14 protein-coding genes are annotated in these 16374 nt (G+C 72.6%); 7 read left to right on the top strand and 7 right to left on the bottom strand.

What is annotated here, in order from left to right; translation table 11 throughout:
* Positions 1-70: 70 nt before the first annotated feature.
* Together MMF93_RS27520 and MMF93_RS27515 are read right to left on the bottom strand one after the other, a co-directional pair.
* Complete coding sequence (locus MMF93_RS27520; RefSeq protein WP_242755657.1) at positions 71-1570, bottom strand: sugar ABC transporter ATP-binding protein; 1500 nt, start codon at positions 1568-1570, stop codon at positions 71-73.
* 337 nt (positions 1571-1907) lie between these two features.
* Positions 1908-3089, bottom strand: coding sequence for an ROK family transcriptional regulator (locus tag MMF93_RS27515; RefSeq protein WP_242755655.1), 1182 nt, complete (start codon positions 3087-3089; stop codon positions 1908-1910).
* Positions 3090-3363: 274 nt separating this feature from the next.
* Here MMF93_RS27515 and fdhD point away from each other — a divergent pair, with 274 nt between their 5' ends.
* A complete protein-coding gene (gene fdhD, locus MMF93_RS27510) occupies positions 3364-4206 on the top strand; it encodes a formate dehydrogenase accessory sulfurtransferase FdhD (RefSeq protein ID WP_242755653.1) in 843 nt (280 codons plus the stop codon).
* 25 nt (positions 4207-4231) lie between these two features.
* Here fdhD and MMF93_RS27505 read toward each other — a convergent pair whose 3' ends face one another.
* On the bottom strand, positions 4232-5299 hold the full coding sequence (locus MMF93_RS27505) for a bile acid:sodium symporter family protein (RefSeq protein ID WP_242755651.1): 1068 nt from the start codon (positions 5297-5299) through the stop codon (positions 4232-4234).
* Positions 5300-5634: 335 nt separating this feature from the next.
* On the opposite strand from MMF93_RS27505, the gene MMF93_RS27500 reads away from it, so the two are divergent.
* The gene (locus MMF93_RS27500; protein ID WP_242755649.1) at positions 5635-7461 is read left to right on the top strand and encodes an AMP-dependent synthetase/ligase; all 1827 of its coding nucleotides are present in this window, start codon (positions 5635-5637) and stop codon (positions 7459-7461) included.
* A gap of 166 nt (positions 7462-7627) precedes the next feature.
* Positions 7628-8464, top strand: coding sequence for an aldo/keto reductase (locus MMF93_RS27495; RefSeq protein ID WP_274709510.1), 837 nt, complete (start codon positions 7628-7630; stop codon positions 8462-8464).
* 155 nt (positions 8465-8619) lie between these two features.
* Here MMF93_RS27495 and MMF93_RS27490 read toward each other — a convergent pair whose 3' ends face one another.
* The 3 genes from MMF93_RS27490 to MMF93_RS27480 all read right to left on the bottom strand — a co-directional run bounded on the left by MMF93_RS27490 (position 8620) and on the right by MMF93_RS27480 (position 10741).
* The gene (locus MMF93_RS27490) at positions 8620-8925 is read right to left on the bottom strand and encodes a 4a-hydroxytetrahydrobiopterin dehydratase (protein ID WP_114022913.1); all 306 of its coding nucleotides are present in this window, start codon (positions 8923-8925) and stop codon (positions 8620-8622) included.
* 97 nt (positions 8926-9022) lie between these two features.
* Positions 9023-10216: a globin domain-containing protein gene (locus MMF93_RS27485; protein WP_242755647.1), complete on the bottom strand. Its 1194-nt coding sequence runs from the start codon at positions 10214-10216 to the stop codon at positions 9023-9025.
* 72 nt (positions 10217-10288) lie between these two features.
* Positions 10289-10741: an RrF2 family transcriptional regulator gene (locus tag MMF93_RS27480; RefSeq protein ID WP_242755646.1), complete on the bottom strand. Its 453-nt coding sequence runs from the start codon at positions 10739-10741 to the stop codon at positions 10289-10291.
* Positions 10742-10866: 125 nt separating this feature from the next.
* On the opposite strand from MMF93_RS27480, the gene MMF93_RS27475 reads away from it, so the two are divergent.
* Both MMF93_RS27475 and MMF93_RS27470 read left to right on the top strand, forming a co-directional pair.
* Positions 10867-11184 carry a YrhK family protein gene (locus MMF93_RS27475; RefSeq protein WP_242755644.1) on the top strand — a complete coding sequence of 106 codons (318 nt, stop codon included), beginning with the start codon at positions 10867-10869 and terminating at the stop codon, positions 11182-11184.
* Between the two features lie 153 nt (positions 11185-11337).
* Positions 11338-12411, top strand: a complete 1074-nt coding sequence (locus tag MMF93_RS27470) for a fatty acid desaturase family protein (RefSeq protein ID WP_242755642.1) — start codon at positions 11338-11340, stop codon at positions 12409-12411.
* Positions 12412-12451: 40 nt separating this feature from the next.
* Here MMF93_RS27470 and MMF93_RS27465 read toward each other — a convergent pair whose 3' ends face one another.
* Complete coding sequence (locus MMF93_RS27465) at positions 12452-14509, bottom strand: phage holin family protein (RefSeq protein ID WP_242757811.1); 2058 nt, start codon at positions 14507-14509, stop codon at positions 12452-12454.
* Positions 14510-14794: 285 nt separating this feature from the next.
* Between MMF93_RS27465 and MMF93_RS27460 the strand changes: the two genes are divergently transcribed.
* Positions 14795-15571: an MBL fold metallo-hydrolase gene (locus MMF93_RS27460; RefSeq protein WP_114022909.1), complete on the top strand. Its 777-nt coding sequence runs from the start codon at positions 14795-14797 to the stop codon at positions 15569-15571.
* Positions 15572-15648: 77 nt separating this feature from the next.
* Positions 15649-16305 carry a DedA family protein gene (locus MMF93_RS27455; RefSeq protein ID WP_423835636.1) on the top strand — a complete coding sequence of 219 codons (657 nt, stop codon included), beginning with the start codon at positions 15649-15651 and terminating at the stop codon, positions 16303-16305.
* Positions 16306-16374 lie beyond the last annotated feature (69 nt).

Here is a 16374-nt window from a genome sequence, read left to right as displayed (position 1 = left end):
CCCACCCGCCCCGCCCCGCGTGACGCGTGCCCACGAACCGCGCTCGCGTGGGCGGAGGGGGGCAGCGCCCTCATGCCGGAGCGCCTTCCATCACGAGGTCGAGCACGCGGTGCTCGTCCAGTTCGTGGGCCGGGGCCGTGTGCACGACGCGGCCCTCCTTCAGGACGAGCACCCGGTCGGCGAGGCCGAGGACCTCGGGCAGTTCACTGGAGACGAGGAGCACGCACACCCCCTCGTCGGCCAGCCGCCGGATGACGGCGTACAGCTCCGCGCGCGCACCGACGTCCACGCCGCGGGTGGGCTCGTCCAGCAGCAGCACCCGGCAGCCGTGCAGCAGCCAGCGGGCGAGGACGGCCTTTTGCTGGTTGCCGCCGGAGAAGGTGCTCACCGCACGCTCGGGGGCGTCGGGGTGGAGGGCGAGGTCGCGGGTGTGCCGGTGTGCCGCGGCCCGCTCGCGGCCGCGGTCGAGCCAGCCGGCGCGGGCGAAGCGGGAGAGCGAGGAGACGGAGACGTTGCGGGTGACCGACTCCAGCATCAGCAGCGCCTGCGACTTGCGCTCCTCCGGCGCCAGCCCGATGCCGGCGCGGACCGCGGCCGGGATACTGCCGGGCCGCAGCGGCCTGCCGTCGATCAGCACCCGTCCCGCGGTGGGCCGGCGCGCCCCGTACAGCGTCTCCAGGATCTCCGAGCGGCCCGAGCCGACCAGCCCGGCGAGCCCGACGATCTCGCCCGGCCGCAGCGCCAGGTCCAGCGGGGCGAACTCCCCCTCCCTGGCCAGGCCTTCGGCGCGCAGCACGGGATCGGCCTGAGCCGGGCCACCGGGCTTGGCGGGGAACGCGCTGCGCACGTCCCGTCCGGTCATCCGGGCGACGAGGTCGTCGGTGGGCGTGGTGCGGGCCGGCAGGTCGCGGGCGACGACGCCGCCGTCCTTGAGGACGGAGACCCGGTCGCCGATGCGGCGGATCTCCTCCAGCCTGTGGGAGATGTAGACGACGGCCACCCCCTCTTCGGTCAGGCTCTTGACGATCCGGAAGAGGTTGTCGACCTCGTCCGGGTCGAGTGCGGCCGACGGCTCGTCCATGATGATCAGCCGGACGTCGTGGGAGAGGGCGCGGGCCATCGAGACGATCTGCGCCCCGGCGGCGGACAGCGAGCCGACGAGCGTCCCCGGGTCGATCTCCGGATGGCCGAGGCGGGCCAGCAGTTCGGCGGTGCGGCTCCGCGCCTCACGGGGTCTGATGAGGCCGCGGGTGGCGACCTCGTGGCCGAGGAAGACGTTCTCGGCGACCGAGACGTGCTCGACCAGGTCGAGTTCCTGGTAGATGGTGGCGATGCCCAGCCGCATCGCCGAGACGGGCGTGGGCAACCGCACGGGGTCGCCGCACCAGGTGATCTCCCCCTCGTCGGGCTGGTGGGCCCCGGAGAGGACCTTGATCAGAGTGGACTTGCCCGCGCCGTTCTGGCCGAGCAGGCAGTGGACCTCACCTTCCTCCACGTCGAGGTCCACGCCGTCGAGCGCTCGGACACCAGGAAAGGACTTGGTGATTGAGGACATCGTCAGCAGGGGCATGCAGGACCTCCGTCCCAGGGCCGTACGGGGTGCGCTGTGCGGTGCTCGTACTGGTGGGGCGTGCGTGCTGTGGGCCTTGCGAGGTGCGCTGTGCGCTGTGCTAGGTGCGCCGTGCGGTGGTGCCGGGTGTTGCGGCGAGCGGCGGTGCGTGGTGTCTCTTCGCCGTGCGGTACCGGGTGCTGCACCGTGCGGTGGTGCGTGGTGCCGCGCGCGGTACGTCGTGCGCCGTGCGGTCGTGCGTGCAGCCGCGCCGTGCGGTCGTGCTCGTACGGTGTGGTGCTTGCGCGGGCGGAGCGGGGAAGGCTGTGCGGGGTGGGGTGGCGCCGTGCCTCGGGTCCTACGCGGGTGAGAACAGGTGGTCGCTGGTGAGCCTGGCCGCTCCGGTCACCCCGGCGACCTGTCCCAACTCGCCCAGCACGATGGGAAGGTTGCCGGTCGCCAGGGGCAGCGACTGGCGGTAGACCTGGGTGCGGATGCTGGCCAGCAGGGTGTGGCCGAGCCCGGTGACGCCGCCTGAGATGACGACCAGGCCGGGGTTGAAGAAGCTGACGAGCCCGGCGATGACCTGGCCCACGCGGGCCCCGCCCTCGCGGATGAGGTCGAGCGAGGTGCCGTCCCCCGCTGAGGCGGCGACGGCGATGTCGGCGGCGCCGAGCCTGCCGTTCGCCTCCAGCAGCCGGGCCAGTTCCGCCGAGCGCCCGTCGCGGGCCGCCTCCTCCGCGTCCCTGGCCAGAGCGGCCCCGCCGAAGTAGGCCTCCAGGCAGCCGCGGTTGCCGCAGGCGCACTGGCGTCCTTCCGGCTCGACCTGGATGTGGCCGATGTCGCCCGCGCTACCGGTGGTGCCGTGGTGGACGTCGCCGCCGACGACGACGCCGCAGCCGATCCCGGTACCGATCTTGACGCAGAAGAAGTCCTGCACGGAGCGGGCCACTCCGGCCTGCATCTCGCCCATGGCCATCAGGTTCACGTCGTTGTCGACCATCACGGGGCAGCCCAGTTCCTGGCTGAGCGCCTCCCGCACGGGGAAGCCGTCCCAGCCGGGCATGATCGGCGGGGCGACGGGGACGCCCTCGGGGAACCGGACGGGGCCAGGCACGCCGATGCCCGCGCCGTCGAACCCCTCGGCGACGCCGCTGTCGCGCAGCTTGGCCACCATCGCCAGCACCTGGTCGAAGACCGCGACAGGACCCTCGCGGACGTCCATCGGCTGGTTGATGTGGCCGAGGATCTCCAGCTCGGGGTTGGTGACGGCGACGTCGATCGAGGTGGCCCCGATGTCGACGCCGAGGAAGCGCAGTTGCGGTGCGAGGCGGATGTTGTGCGAGCGGCGCCCGCCGCGCGAGGCGGCGAGCCCGTCGGCGACGACGAGGCCCGTCTCCAGCAGCCGGTCGACCTCGACGGCCAGTTTGGAGCGGGACAGGTCGACGCGGTCGCCGAGTTCGGCGCGTGAGCGCGGGCCGCCGTCACGCAGCAGGCGGAGCAGTCGCGCCTGGTGCGCGTTCGCGGGCCGTGCAGTCATGCGCCTCACCGCTACCCCTCCAGCCGCCTGTGTCGGCATCACGTCCGGGAATGCACGGGGAACGTAGCAGTGGGAGCCGGGGTTGGGAAGAAGTTATGCGTTAACCAGCTCGACTTTTTCCCGCCAGTGGACAAAGACCGCTCCCGACGGTGCCCGCCTCCTCACTCAAGGCCGAGCTTCCCCGCATAAGGTCAGCCTCCTCGCTTAAGGTCGAGCCTCCTGGCCGGCAGCCGGGCCTCCTCGCTTAAGGTCGAGGACACGGAGGTGAGGCGACATGGGCAGGGTCACCGAGCGGCGCCCGGTCATCCGGGTGCGGGACGGCGCCGTCAGTACACGGCCCGACACGCTGGTGGCGGAGGAACCGCTGGAGATCAGGCTGAACGGGAAACCGCTGGCCATCACCATGCGCACCCCGGGTGACGACTTCGCGCTGGCCGCCGGCTTCCTCGTCAGCGAGGGCGTCATCGGGGCGGCGGACGAGCTGGCCACCATCGTCTACTGCGGCGGCGCCCGCGACGAGGGCGGCAACACCTACAACGTCGTCGACGTACGGCTGGCGCCGGGTGTGCCCGTCCCCGACATCGCGCTGGAGCGCAACGTCTACACGACGTCCTCGTGCGGGCTGTGCGGCAAGGCCAGCCTGGACGCCGTACGGACGACGACGCGCTGGCAGCTGGAGGCGGAGCGTCCGAACGGTCTCGGCATCGACCTGCTGGCGGCGCTGCCCGAACGGCTGCGCGCGGGGCAGCGGGTCTTCGACCGCACCGGCGGCCTGCACGCGGCGGCGCTGTTCTCGCCCACGGGCGAGCTGCTGGACGTGCGCGAGGACGTGGGCCGCCACAACGCCGTGGACAAGCTGGTCGGACACGCCGTCCAGAGCGGTGCGCTGCCACTGCGGGACGCGCTGCTGATGGTGTCCGGCAGGGCCTCCTTCGAACTGGCCCAGAAGGCGGTGATGGCGGGCGTTCCCGTGCTGGCCGCCGTCTCCGCGCCCTCCTCCCTCGCGGTGGACCTGGCCGAGGAGACGGGTCTGACTCTGGTCGGCTTCCTGCGCGGCAGCTCGATGAACGTCTACGCGGGTGCGCACCGGCTGGCGCTGCCGGTGGCCACCGGCTGAGGCGGGCGCGCACGTCCGGCGGGGCCTACCGGGAAGGTGCGGTCGTCGGCAGCGTGCCCGTCCGGGCGCCTTCCGCCCCGCCGCTCGTCGTCCGCTCGTGCTCGCCTTCCGGTCCCTTGGCTTCCGCGGCTTCCTCGGCTTCTTCGTCAGGCGCCCAGCGGCGGGCGAGGTAGGCGCAGACCATGAGCTGCATCTGGTGGAAGAGCATGAGCGGCAGCACCGCGACGCTGGCCTGGGCGCCGAACAGGACGCTGGCCATGGGCAGCCCCGCGGCCAGCGACTTCTTCGAGCCGGCGAAACAGATCGCGAGGCGGTCGGGCCGCTCGAAGCCCAGCCGGCGCGAGCCGAACCAGGTCAGGGTCAGCATGAGCGCGAGCAGGACGGCCTCGACGCCCAGCAGCGCCAGCAGCCGCACCGGGGTGACCCGGCCCCAGACGCCCTCCGCCATGCCCTGGCTGAAGGCGGTGTAGACGACCAGGAGCACCGAGGAGCGGTCCACGTAGCCGAGCACCCGCTTGTGGCGGGTCAGGAAGCCGACGAGCCAGCGCCGCACGAGCTGCCCGGCGACGAAGGGCGCGAGCAGCTGGCAGGCGATCTCTATCAGGCCGCCGGCGGACAGTGCCGCCTGGCCGCCGATGAGCCACGCCGCCAGCAGGGGGGTCGCGACCATCCCGAAGAGGCTGGAGTAGGTGCCCGCGCAGATGGCAGCCGGCACGTTGCCCCGTGCCATGGCGGTGAAGGCTATGGAGGACTGGATGGTGGAGGGGACCAGGCACAGGAAGAGGAAGCCGTCCTGGAGCCCGGGCGTGAGCACGTACGGGACGAGTGCGTGCGAGGCGAGGCCCAGCAGGGGGAAGAGAACGAAGGTGCACACCAGCACGGCCAGGTGCAGCCGCCAGTGGCTGAGCCCGTCCAGGGCCTCGCGGGTGGAGAGCCGTGCCCCGTAGAGGAAGAAGATCAGCCCTACCGCGATCTTGGTGGCCCAGCTGAACCCGTGGGCCACGCCGCCCGAGGCGGGGAGCAGCACGGCGATCAGGACCGTGGTCACCAGCAGCAGGACGTAGGGGTCCAGGTGTCGGGTGAGGCGGCGCATGGGCACCAAGATACCGATGGGTGGAATCGCCTTTCCGAAGTGTCTCCCCTCGCCCCGCCCACTGGGGGCCCCCGCACCCGTGGCGCTCCCCGCACTTCTCGCCGCGCCGCGCGGACCCGCTCCCGCTTTCGCGAAGATTTGCGAAGCGTCGCGAAGGTTCGGTGCAGAAACCCGACGGGTCGGGCGACGACTTGGCGGCGATCCCCTCACCCGCCGTCGAACTGTCCTCAATTGACCGACTGACCTGCGGGGACTCCCTGCCGATCATGGTGCCCGATCGGATACGGTCACTCGCACCGCCCCCTGTGGCGCTGTGCAGTCGAGGAGCAGAGTCTTTGCGCGAGTTCACCGTTGACGCGTTGGCGACGGAGCCCCAGGTGGGCGGGCTGGCCGACGCCGTCTTCGCGCACGCCGACGAGCGTCCCACCCTGCCGTTGCTGGCCCGCAAGGACCCGCGGGGACAGTGGCGGGAGGTGACCGCGGCCCGGTTCCGCGACGAGGTCGTCGCGGTGGCGAAGGGCCTGCTGGCCCAGGGCGTCCGGTTCGGGGACCGCGTCGCGCTGATGTCCCGTACGCGCTACGAGTGGACGCTGCTGGACTTCGCGCTGTGGTCGATCGGCGCCCAGCCCGTCCCCGTCTACCCCACCTCCTCGGCCGAACAGGTCGCCTGGATGCTGCACGACGCCGAGGTGACGGCCGCGGTGGTCGAGCACGAGGACCACGCGATGACCATCGGCTCGGTCGTCGACGGGCTGCCGCGGCTGAAAAAGCTGTGGCAGCTGGACGCCGCCGCCATGGAGGAGATCGTCGCCGCCGGCGCGCACCTGGACGACGAGGTCGTCCACCGGCACCGGCTGGCGCTGACCCCGGACACCGCCGCCACCGTCATCTACACCTCCGGCACCACGGGGCGCCCCAAGGGCTGCGTGCTCACCCACGCCAACTTCATGGCCGAGGCCGACAACATCGTCGCCCGCTACGACCAGGTCTTCGGTGCCAAGCAGGGGGAACAGGGCTCTCTGCTGCTGTTCCTGCCGCTGACCCACGTCTTCGGACGGATGGTGGAGGTCGCCGCCGTGCGCGGCGGGATCAAGCTGGGGCACCAGCCGGAGATGACGGCCAAGGCACTCCTGCCCGACCTGCGGGCCTTCCGCCCCACCTTCATCCAGGCGGTACCGCACCTGTTCGAGAAGATCTTCCAGAGCGTCCGGCGCAAGGCCGAGGCCGACGGCAAGCTGGGCCCCTTCGAGAAGGCCGTGGACGTGGCGATCCGCTACGCGGAGGCGCTCGAACACAAGGCGTTCGGCACAGGGCCTGGCCCCGGCGCCTCGCTGCGCATGCAGCACCAGCTCTACGACCGACTCGTCTACACCAAGCTGCGGGAGGCGATGGGCGGCCGCTGCCGGTACGCGATGTCGGGCGGCTCGGCCATGGAACGGCGGCTGGGGCTGTTCTTCGACGGCGCGGGCATGCGGATCTTCGAAGGGTACGGGCTGACCGAGACCACGGCCGCCGCCGTCGCCAACCCGCCCGAGCGCCCCCGCTTCGGCACGGTGGGACAGCCGATCCCCGGCACCACCGTGCGGATCGCCGACGACGGTGAGATCCTGCTGCACGGCGGGCAGGTCTTCGGCGGCTACCTCAACAACCCGCACGCCACCCACAACGCCCTGCGCGGCGGCTGGATGGCCACCGGCGACCTGGGCTCCCTGGACGACCGGGGATACCTGACGATCACCGGCCGCAAGAAGGAGATCCTGGTGACCTCCGGCGGCAAGAGCGTCTCCCCGGGGCCGCTGGAGGAGAGGGTGCGGGAGCATCCGCTGGTCGGCCAGTGCATCGTGCTGGGCAACGACAGGCCGTACGTGTCCGCGCTGCTCACCCTCGACGAGGAAGCGGTGCAGCACTGGCTGGCGATGCGGGAGAAGCCGGGGCTTGACCCGGCCGAGCTGCTGCGGGACGAGGATCTGGAGCGGGAGATGCGGCGGGCCGTCGTCGCGGCGAACACCCAGGTCTCGCAGGCGGAGTCCATCCGCACCTTCCGGATACTGGCCCGGCCCTTCCTGGAGGAGGACGGGCTGCTCACGCCGTCGATGAAGCTGAAGCGGGGCGCGATCGAGACGGCCTACGCCGCCGAGATAGAGGCCCTGTACCGGGGCTGACCGCCCGGTGCGGGGCGCGCGGGCTGAGGCCGCCCGGATCCTGGGTACCCGGGGGACGGGCGCCGGGTGTCGGGGAGGAACCGGGAAGGAACAGAAGCAGGGCACCAAGCGTTCACGTGGGGGGCAAGCACGAAGAGAACCCGAAACAAACGTAAGGACCCCTCGCGTGAGCAACGTTCCCACCACCACGCTCAACAACGGCGTCGAGATGCCGCAGCTCGGCTTCGGCGTCTGGCAGGTGCCCGCCGACGAGGCGGCCACGGCGGTGACCACGGCGCTGGAGTCCGGCTACCGCAGCATCGACACGGCCGCGGCGTACGAGAACGAGGAAGGCGTGGGCCGCGCCCTCGCCGACTCGGGTCTGCCGCGCGACGAGCTGTTCGTCACCACCAAGCTGTGGAACTCCGAGCAGGGTCACGACTCGACCCTGCGCGCCTTCGACGCCTCGCTGGCCAAGCTCGGCCTCGACTTCGTGGACCTCTACCTCATCCACTGGCCGATGCCCGAGGTCGACAAGTACGCGGACACCTGGCGCGCGTTCGAGAAGATCTACGCCGAAGGGCGCGCCCGCGCGATCGGCGTCTCCAACTTCCAGCCGGCCCACCTCAACCGGCTGATCGAGCTGGGCGGCACCGTCCCTGCCCTCAACCAGATCGAGCTGCACCCGCGGCTCCAGCAGTCGGTGCCCCGCGCCTACCACACCGACCACAACATCGCCACCGAGGCCTGGTCCCCGCTCGGCCAGGGCGGTGACCTGCTCGACGACCCGACGCTGACCGGCATCGCGGGCAAGCACGGCAAGACCGTCGCCCAGGTGGTGCTCCGCTGGCACCTTCAGCTGGGCAACGTGGTGATCCCCAAGTCGGTCACCCCCGCGCGGGTGCGCGAGAACTTCGACCTGTTCGACTTCGAGCTCACCAGCGAGGACATGGCCGAGATCGCCACCCTCAACACGGACACCCGGCTGGGCCCCGACCCGGACGACATGAACTGGCAGGGCTGACCCCCTCCCCGGCGCGGCCGGGTCCGCGCCGGACGCCACCCGTGTCCTGATGCGGACCGGGCTGCTCACCACCACGTGCCCGGTGGCACCCCTCGGGGTGCCACCGGGCACGTGGTGTCAAGGACCGAGCCGCGCCGTGGGCCCGGCTTCGGCCGTCAGCTCGCGCCGTGTCCCGGGGCGAGCTCCTCGATACGCCGGGCCAGCGCCACGTCCAGCTCGGTGATCTTTCCGCCGACGCTGTGCGTGTTGACCGTGACGGACAGCGAGTTGTAACCGAGCGTCAGCTCGGAGTGGTGGTTGAGCTCTTCCTGGACGGCGGCGATGTGCAGGGCCATCGCCGCGGCCGGCAGGTGGCCCGCCAGCGCGTAGGAGCGGGAGACGCTGTCGCCGTCGGTCGTCCAGTGCGGCAGACCGGCCAGCGCCTGCTCGGTCTCCTCGGGGGTCAGCGGCTGCGGCGCCATGAGATGCCCTTCCTTCCGAACGGTGCTTGCCTTCACCGGTCAGCCTGCCACGCCGCGGCGGTCGCCGTCCGGCCCCGCGGGCGCTGCGCCGAGTCCGTCAGCCGGCCAGCCACATGTCGGGCCCGAAGACCTCGTAGTGGATGCGGTCCGCCGCGACGCCGCGCTCCAGCAGCTGGGCACGCAGGGCGCGCATGAAGGGCAGCGGTCCGCACAGGTAGGCGCGCAGCCCGGCGGGGAGGGTCACCGCGGCCGGATCCATGCGGCCGTCGCGCTCGGTGTACCAGGTGTGGGCGTGCGCGTCGGCGAGCTTGGCCAGCAGGCGCTCGCGCTCCTCGCGCAGTGCGTGGTCGCCCGGTGTGCGGTCCGCGTGCAGGGAGATGACCGGGCCCTGGTGTCCCTCGTCGACCAGCTGGTGCAGCATCGCCTGGAGCGGAGTGCAGCCGATGCCCGCCGAGGCGAGCAGCACGGGGGTGTGCGCGTCCTCGGTGCGCAGCACCAGGTCGCCGTACGGCGCCGAGACCTCGAGCCGGGAGCCGGCGCGCACGTGGTCGAGCAGGTGCTGGGATACCTCACCCGCGGGCGCGCCCGGGCGCAGCTCGCGCTTGACGGTCACCGCGTGGACGGGGTCGCCGGGTGCGCCACTGAGGCTGTACTGCCTGATCTGCCGGGCCCCGTCGGCCAGTTCGACGCGGACGGAGACGTACTGTCCCGCGCGGAAACACGGGGCGGGGCGGCCGTCCGCCGGCCGGATGCGGAAGGTGGCCGTCTCGCCCGTCTCCTCGACCCGCTCGACCACCTCCCAGGGGCGCCAGGTTGCGCCCACCTCGCCCGCCGCCACTCCGGCCCGCGCGTAGAGCCCGCGCTCGGCCTCCCGCAGCGTGTCGGCCATCAGCCAGTACACCTCGTCCCAGGCGGTGACCACCTCGTCGGTCGCGGCGTCGCCGAGCACCTCGCCCAGCGCCGCGAACAGGTGGGTGTGCACGATCTCGTAACTCTGCGGAGCGATGCCGAGCGAGGCGTGCTTGTGCGCGATACGCGTCAGCATGCCCTCGGGGAGTTGCCCCTGGGGGGTGACCAGCGCCGTGGCGTACGCGGCGATGGAGCCGGCGAGCGCCTGCCGCTGGGTGCCGGACGCCTGGTTGCCCCGGTTGAACAGGTGGGTGCCGAGTTCGGGGTGCGCCGCGAACATCCGGCGGTAGAAGAGCCCCGAGACCTCGTCGATCGCCTCGGCGACGGCCGGGAGAGTGGCTCGGACGATCTCGGCGGACTTCTGGGACAGGCCAGTGCTCACAGCACACTCCAAACTTGCATCTCACATTCATATTCAACGGCGCGGCACGCCGCTCCCCCGGGGGACACGCGCTCAGCCGGCCGCGCCGCCCGGACCCCGGCCCACCATCCCCAGCAGGACAGGCCCCGTGGGCGATTGGACGAGATCGGAGACGGTCAGCGGATCGAGAGTGGCGAAGAAGGCCTCCTGCGCGGAGCGGAGGGCCGCACGGAGCCGGCAGGCCCGGTGCAGCGGGCACGGGTCGTCGCCTTCGCACTCCACCACGTCGCCCGCGCCCTCGAACTCCCGCGCGAGCCAGCCCACCGACGCGGTCCGCCCCGCCCCGGTGAGCGCGAGTCCGCCGCCCCGGCCGCGCCAGGTCTCCACCACGCCGAGGCGCTGGAGGCGGTTGACCACCTTCGCGAGGTGGCTGTAGGGGACGGCCATGTCGTCGGCGACCTGCCGGGCGACACACAACTCGTCACCCGCCACCGCCAGCCGCATCACCACACGCAGTGCCAGATCCGTCGACTTCGCCAACCGCATGGCAGCACCCTAATGAAATGTGAATCTGTTGTGCAAATTTTGTGCCCGCTGGGAGCACCCCCGCGGAACCGCCACCGGCCCGTCGCACCACGCCCACACCGTCCGCCTCCACTAGCGTCCTACCCGTGCCCCGAAACCCACCCCGGCGCCACCGGGCAGCCAGCCTCACCCTGCACATCGGCCATGCGGAACTCGTCGTCCGGCAGCGCTACGAGGCGGCCAGCGTCGCCAACGACGCGCTGATCGCCGCCTGGTTCCTGATCGGCAGCATCATGTTCTTCTCCCCCGCGTGGACGCACACCGGCACCTGGTGCTTCGTCCTCGGCAGCGTCGAGCTGATGATCAGGCCCGCCATCCGGCTCACCCGGCAGCTCCACCTCCAGCGGCTGCGCGGCAGCGGTGACCACTCCGGCGCCCTCACCGCCTCCGACCAGGACTACTGACCACCCCCTACGGGACCTCCCCGAAAGCGGGCATCCGGGATACCCCGGATGCCTGGTGTAGCTAGCTACACCAGGCCCGGAGGCCAGGCCCCCGGCGGGAGTGGCGTGCTGCGCGGCTGTCAGCGCACCGGCACGGCCGGAAGGCTCGAGGGCATGACGACAGCGACCGAAACGGCCCGCCCACGCCCCGCCGCCGACACCACCTCCGGTGCCCGCGGGGCCCGCCGGGGAAGCGACTTCTCCCGGCTCGCCGACCGGATCTCGGCCGCGGGCCTGATGACCCGCAGGCCGCTCTACTACACCGTGCGCCTCACCCTGGTCGCCGCGGCGTTCGTGGCGGGCTGGGTCGCCCTGTTCACCGTGGGCACCTCCTGGTGGCAGCTCGCGGTCGCCGGATACCTCGGCCTGGTTTACGGACAGCTGGCGCTGGTCGCCCACGACCTCGCGCACCGGCAGGTCTTCCGCGGCCGCCGCGCCAGCGAGACCTTCGGCCGCGCGGTGGGCAACCTGTGCATCGGCATGTCCTACGGCTGGTGGATGAACAAACACACCCGCCACCACGCCAACCCCAACCACGAGGACCTCGACCCGGACGTGGCGCCCGACATTCTCGTGTGGTCACAGGAGCAGGCGAGCGAAGCGCGCGGACTGCCCCGCTTCATCGGACGGCACCAGGCCGCGCTGTTCTTCCCCCTGCTGACGCTCGAAGGCTTCAACCTCCACGTCTCCAGCTTCCGCGCGCTGCGCCAACCGCACATGAAGCGCCGGTGGCTCGAAGGCGGCCTGCTCCTCCTGCACACGGCCGGCTACCTGACGGCGCTGTTCACCGCGCTGCCCGCCGGCATGGCTCTTGCCGTGCTCTTCGTCCACCACGCCGTCTTCGGCGTCTACCTGGGCAGCATCTTCGCGCCCAACCACAAGGGCATGCCCACCCTCAAGGGCGACGAGCGGCCCGACTTCCTGCGCCGCCAGGTCCTCACCTCCCGCAACGTGCGTGGCGGGCTGCTCACCGACGTCGCACTCGGCGGGCTCAACTACCAGATCGAGCACCACCTCTTCCCCAGCATGCCGACGCCGCATCTGCGCAAGGCGCGGCCGCTGGTCCGGGACTACTGTGCCGAGCTGGGCATTCCGTACCACGAGACGGGGCTGGCGGCGTCCTGGCGCGAAGCACTGCGCCACCTGCGTGACGTGGGTGCCCCGATCCGCGACCGCGACCGGGCCTGAGCCGCCGCGCCACGTCTCGGCACGCGGCCTGCGGGCGGGGTCAGGGGGTCGCAGAGAGCGGCTGTTTCCTCTCAGGCCCCCGGGCGGCGAGGGGTGAGGGGCCCGGCACGAGATGGGGCTCGGCGGACTCGGTCAGCCAGCGGCGCAGCACCCGGTGGATCGCCTCGGCGCCCACCAGCTCCTCCCCCGGTTCGACCGGGGCAGACAGCTCCAGCGGGGAGAGGAGGAAGGCGTGGCTCTGCTCGCCGCCCAGCCCACCGTGCGAGCCGACCTGCTCCTCGAAGGCGTGCACCGCGCCCGTCGCCGGGTCGCACGCGGAGTTGACCATGATGTCGGGCGTGTGCGGGAACTGTGCCGTCCGCGCCACGGCCTGGGCCGCACCGGGTCCGAACGGCGCGAGCGGGTCACGCGGACCGACCACCTCGCCGGTCAGGAGCCGGTGTTCGCAGCCGCCCGCGCCCAGTACGACGGGGCCGTGCCGGTCGCTGCGCACCAGCACGAAACCGATCCCCTGGTGCTCGGTCAGCGTCGGCAGCAGCGCGGGCCGCAGCTCCTCGATCCGTTCCCGGGACAGCCGCCCGGGCACGTCGGGGAAGGAGATCAGGCCCAGATTGCCGGAGGCCAGCACCACGGGTCCCCGGTCGCGGTCCGGCATGCGCGGGACCTCCTGGCCGCGCTCCTCCGGCCGCCGCAGCGCCGCGCGTGCCGAGGCGCGGGCCTCGGAGCCGCTGGCCGTCCGCCCGGCACGCCGGGGCACCTGGAGCCCGCTGCCCGCGCGCACGAGCTCTTCCAGCGACAGCCCGTACGCCTCCTCGAACGTCTCGCCGAAGCTCTGGCCGTGGTCGGAGAGCAGCACCAGGCGGTAGGGGCGCGGGGCGCGCGCGGCGACCTTGGCGATCAGCTGGACCGACCGGTCGAGACGGCGCAGCACCTGCCGGGTGTCCCGCCCACGCGGGCCCGAGTGGTGGGCGACCTCGTCGTAGCCGACGAGGTCGGCGTAGACGGCGGTGCGGCAGCTGAGCATGTCCCCCAGCACGGCGGCCACCACCACGTCCCGCTCGACGACGGTGGCGAAGGCCCGGATGAACGGGTACAGGCCACCGCGGCCCACCCGAGGACGCTCACGGCGCAGCAGCGCGCGCGTGGACTGGACCATCTCGCGCACGACCTCGGCGGCGAAGGAGACGGCGGTGCGGGTGGCGTTGGCGGGATCGGAGAAGTAGGCGAAGTACCCGGCGCGGGAGCGGGTCTCCTTGCCCCGGCGCGCCGCGACGGAGAGCACCAGTGCCACCTGCCGGGCGCCGCCGGTGAACAGGTTGCCCCGGCTGGCGCCGTCCTGGGCGAGGAGCCCCTTGTCTCCCGTACGCTCCATGGCCCGGCGCTGGAGTTCGGCCGCGCTGGTGGGCCGGTTGCTGACGATGACCTCGCCGCTCTCCTTCTCGTACCAGCGGAAGGCGGGGACGTCCTCGTTGCTGCCGTGCAGGATGCCCAGCTGGCTGGCGCCGGTCTGGCTGGACCAGTCGGTACGCCAGCGGGTGAGCCTGTGGGTGCGCCCGTACAGCGCGGCCACGGCGGGCATCAGCGGCTCCCCGCCCTCGGGCGCCTCCAGCGCCTCCCTGAGCACCTCGTACCCCAGGCCGTCGAGCTGGAGGAAGACCGTTCCCGGCGTGGTGGGCGGCTCATGCCTGCCCTCCCTGCGCTGCCGGCGGACGGCTATCCGTGCCAGCCTGCGGCGGTAGGCGCGATCGTCCCGTACCGCCAGGAACGCGTTGGTCGCCGAGGACGCCGCCGACATGGCGGCGGCCACGACCACGGCCATCGTCGGATCGGTGCTGCCGCTGCCGTACGGGACCAGGGAGAGCGCCAGCCACAGCAGCGACCCGTTCAGGAAGAAGACGAGCAGCCCCAGGACGAGCGCGGGCACGAGCAGGAAGGCACGCACCAGCAGCGGCCACACCAGAGCGCTCAGCAGCCCGAAGGCACCGGCGCCCGCCGCGGCCGTGACACCGATCACGGTGGCGCTGTCTCCGCTGGCGGACTGGAGGCGGAAATCGGGCAGCACGCCCGCCAGGACGAGCATGGTCAGGGTGCTGACCATCCAGACCGCGGTGACGCGCAACGCCGTCACGCCCAGCCTGCGCCAGCGCCACGGAATCCGGGGAACGCGCACGTCCGTCAGGTCACCTCCCTCTCGCCCGGGGGGACATCCTCCCCTGTTGGGACATCCTCCACTTTTACACAGTCAGGTACCGCACCCGGATCGCCCTTCGAAGCGGAGGCGGCGGCCGGTCCGCGCCATCGCACGCTTAGGCTCGTACCCAGCGGACACCCGGCGACGGGAACCGCGAGCAGGACGGACCAGCGAGCGGGAGGAGGAGCGCACGTGCCGGTCGAGATCACCTGGTGGGGACACGCCACGGCCACCGTGCGGGACTCGGGGGTCACGGTGCTCACCGATCCGCTGCTGGTGCGCCGCCTGGCTCATCTGCGCCGCAGGCGGGGCGCGCTGCCGCCGCCGCAGGCGGCACGGGCCGACCTGGTCCTCATCTCGCACCTGCACGCCGACCACCTGCACCTCGGGTCGCTCGCCAGGCTGACCGAGGGCACCCGCGTCGTGCTGCCGCTCGGCGCGCGGCGCGCCGTGCCGGGGCTGCGGCGGGTGGCGCGGCGGCTGGAGCTGACCGAGGTGGCGCCGGACCAGACGGTGGAGGCCGGGCCCGTGACCGTGCGAGCGGTGCCCGCCTCGCACGACGGCCGCAGGCTGCCGGTGGGGCGGCACGCCGTCCCCGCGCTGGGATACGTCATCGAGGGCGAGGAGCGCACCTACTTCGCCGGGGACACCGGGCTGTTCGAGGGCATGGCACAGGCCGTCGGCCCGGTCGACACGGCGCTGCTGCCCGTCGGCGGCTGGGGCCCGTTCCTGGGCGCCGACCACCTGGACGCGGGCCGGGCGGCCGAGGCCCTGGCGCGGCTGCGGCCGCGCAGCGCGGTACCGGTGCACTTCGGCACATATTGGCCGGTCGGTATGGACGCGGTCAGGCCGCACGAGTTCCACTCCCCCGGCCTCGAATTCAAACGGCTGGCCACCCACCCCGCACCCGACGTCACGGTGCATCTGCTGGGGCACGGCGAGTGCGTGCGGCTGGAGGCGGACAGGTGAACGGTGCGCTCACCGACGGACTGAGCGCGGGCCTGACCAGCCTGAGTGCGGGCGCCACGGCGGACCTGGGCTCGGGCCTGGGCGGGCTGGCGACGGTCGCCGAGACCCTCTCCGACGCGGTGGTCAGGCCCCCCGAGGCGACCCAGCAGGCCCTGGGCTACCCCTCGCTGTTCCTGCTGATCGTCCTCGGCTCCCTGGTGCCCGTCGTACCGACAGGCGCGCTGGTCAGCGGAGCAGCCGTGGTGGCACTCCACCAGAGCCTGCCGGTGTTCGCGCTGCTGAGCGTCTTCGGCATCTCCTCCCTCGCCGCCTTCCTGGGCGACCTCGGCCTCTACTGGCTGGGCAAGCGGGGCGTCGGCTCCAAGAACGGCTCCCGCTGGCTGTCGGCACTGCGCGAGCGGGCCGCGCCCGAGCGGCTGGCCCAGGCAGACCGGAAACTGCGCGAACACGGAGTCGCCGTGCTGGTCGTCTCCCGGCTGGTGCCCGCGGGACGCATCCCGGTGATGCTCGCCTGCCTGCTGGCGCGCATGCGCATGCGGGAGTTCGCGCGCGGCGACGTGCTGGCGTGCCTGGCCTGGTCGGCGGTCTACCAGCTCATCGGCGTGGCGGGCGGCTCGCTCTTCCCCCGCCCCTGGGAGGGCGTGGCGGCGGCCGTCGCCCTGACGGTGCTCGTCAGTGTCGCTCCCTCGCTGTGGCGCCGGGTGCGGGGGCCGCGCACCTCCGAGCAGCAGTGACGCGCCGCCCCGGCCCTGTGGCTGCGGCGCCCTGTGGCTGCGGCGCCCTGTGGCTGCGGCGCCCTGTGG

The organism is Streptomyces tubbatahanensis (assembly GCF_022699385.1).
GTDB classification, from domain to species: Bacteria; Actinomycetota; Actinomycetes; order Streptomycetales; family Streptomycetaceae; genus Streptomyces; species Streptomyces diacarni.
The sequence above is the reverse complement of the archived record's forward strand: the minus strand, read 5'-3'. Positions and strand labels throughout refer to the sequence as shown.

Excerpts from the sequence above, each read along its gene's own strand:
- MMF93_RS27515 (WP_242755655.1), bottom strand. The coding sequence starts at position 3,089 with ATGACTGCACGGCCCGCGAACGCGCACCAGGCGCGACTGCTCCGCCTG.
- fdhD (WP_242755653.1), top strand. The coding sequence starts at position 3,364 with ATGGGCAGGGTCACCGAGCGGCGCCCGGTCATCCGGGTGCGGGACGGC.
- MMF93_RS27490 (WP_114022913.1), bottom strand. The coding sequence starts at position 8,925 with ATGGCGCCGCAGCCGCTGACCCCCGAGGAGACCGAGCAGGCGCTGGCC.
- MMF93_RS27470 (WP_242755642.1), top strand. The coding sequence starts at position 11,338 with ATGACGACAGCGACCGAAACGGCCCGCCCACGCCCCGCCGCCGACACC.
- MMF93_RS27480 (WP_242755646.1), bottom strand. The coding sequence starts at position 10,741 with ATGCGGTTGGCGAAGTCGACGGATCTGGCACTGCGTGTGGTGATGCGG.
- MMF93_RS27465 (WP_242757811.1), bottom strand. The coding sequence starts at position 14,509 with ATGGTCAGCACCCTGACCATGCTCGTCCTGGCGGGCGTGCTGCCCGAT.
- MMF93_RS27520 (WP_242755657.1), bottom strand. The coding sequence starts at position 1,570 with ATGCCCCTGCTGACGATGTCCTCAATCACCAAGTCCTTTCCTGGTGTC.
- MMF93_RS27505 (WP_242755651.1), bottom strand. The coding sequence starts at position 5,299 with ATGCGCCGCCTCACCCGACACCTGGACCCCTACGTCCTGCTGCTGGTG.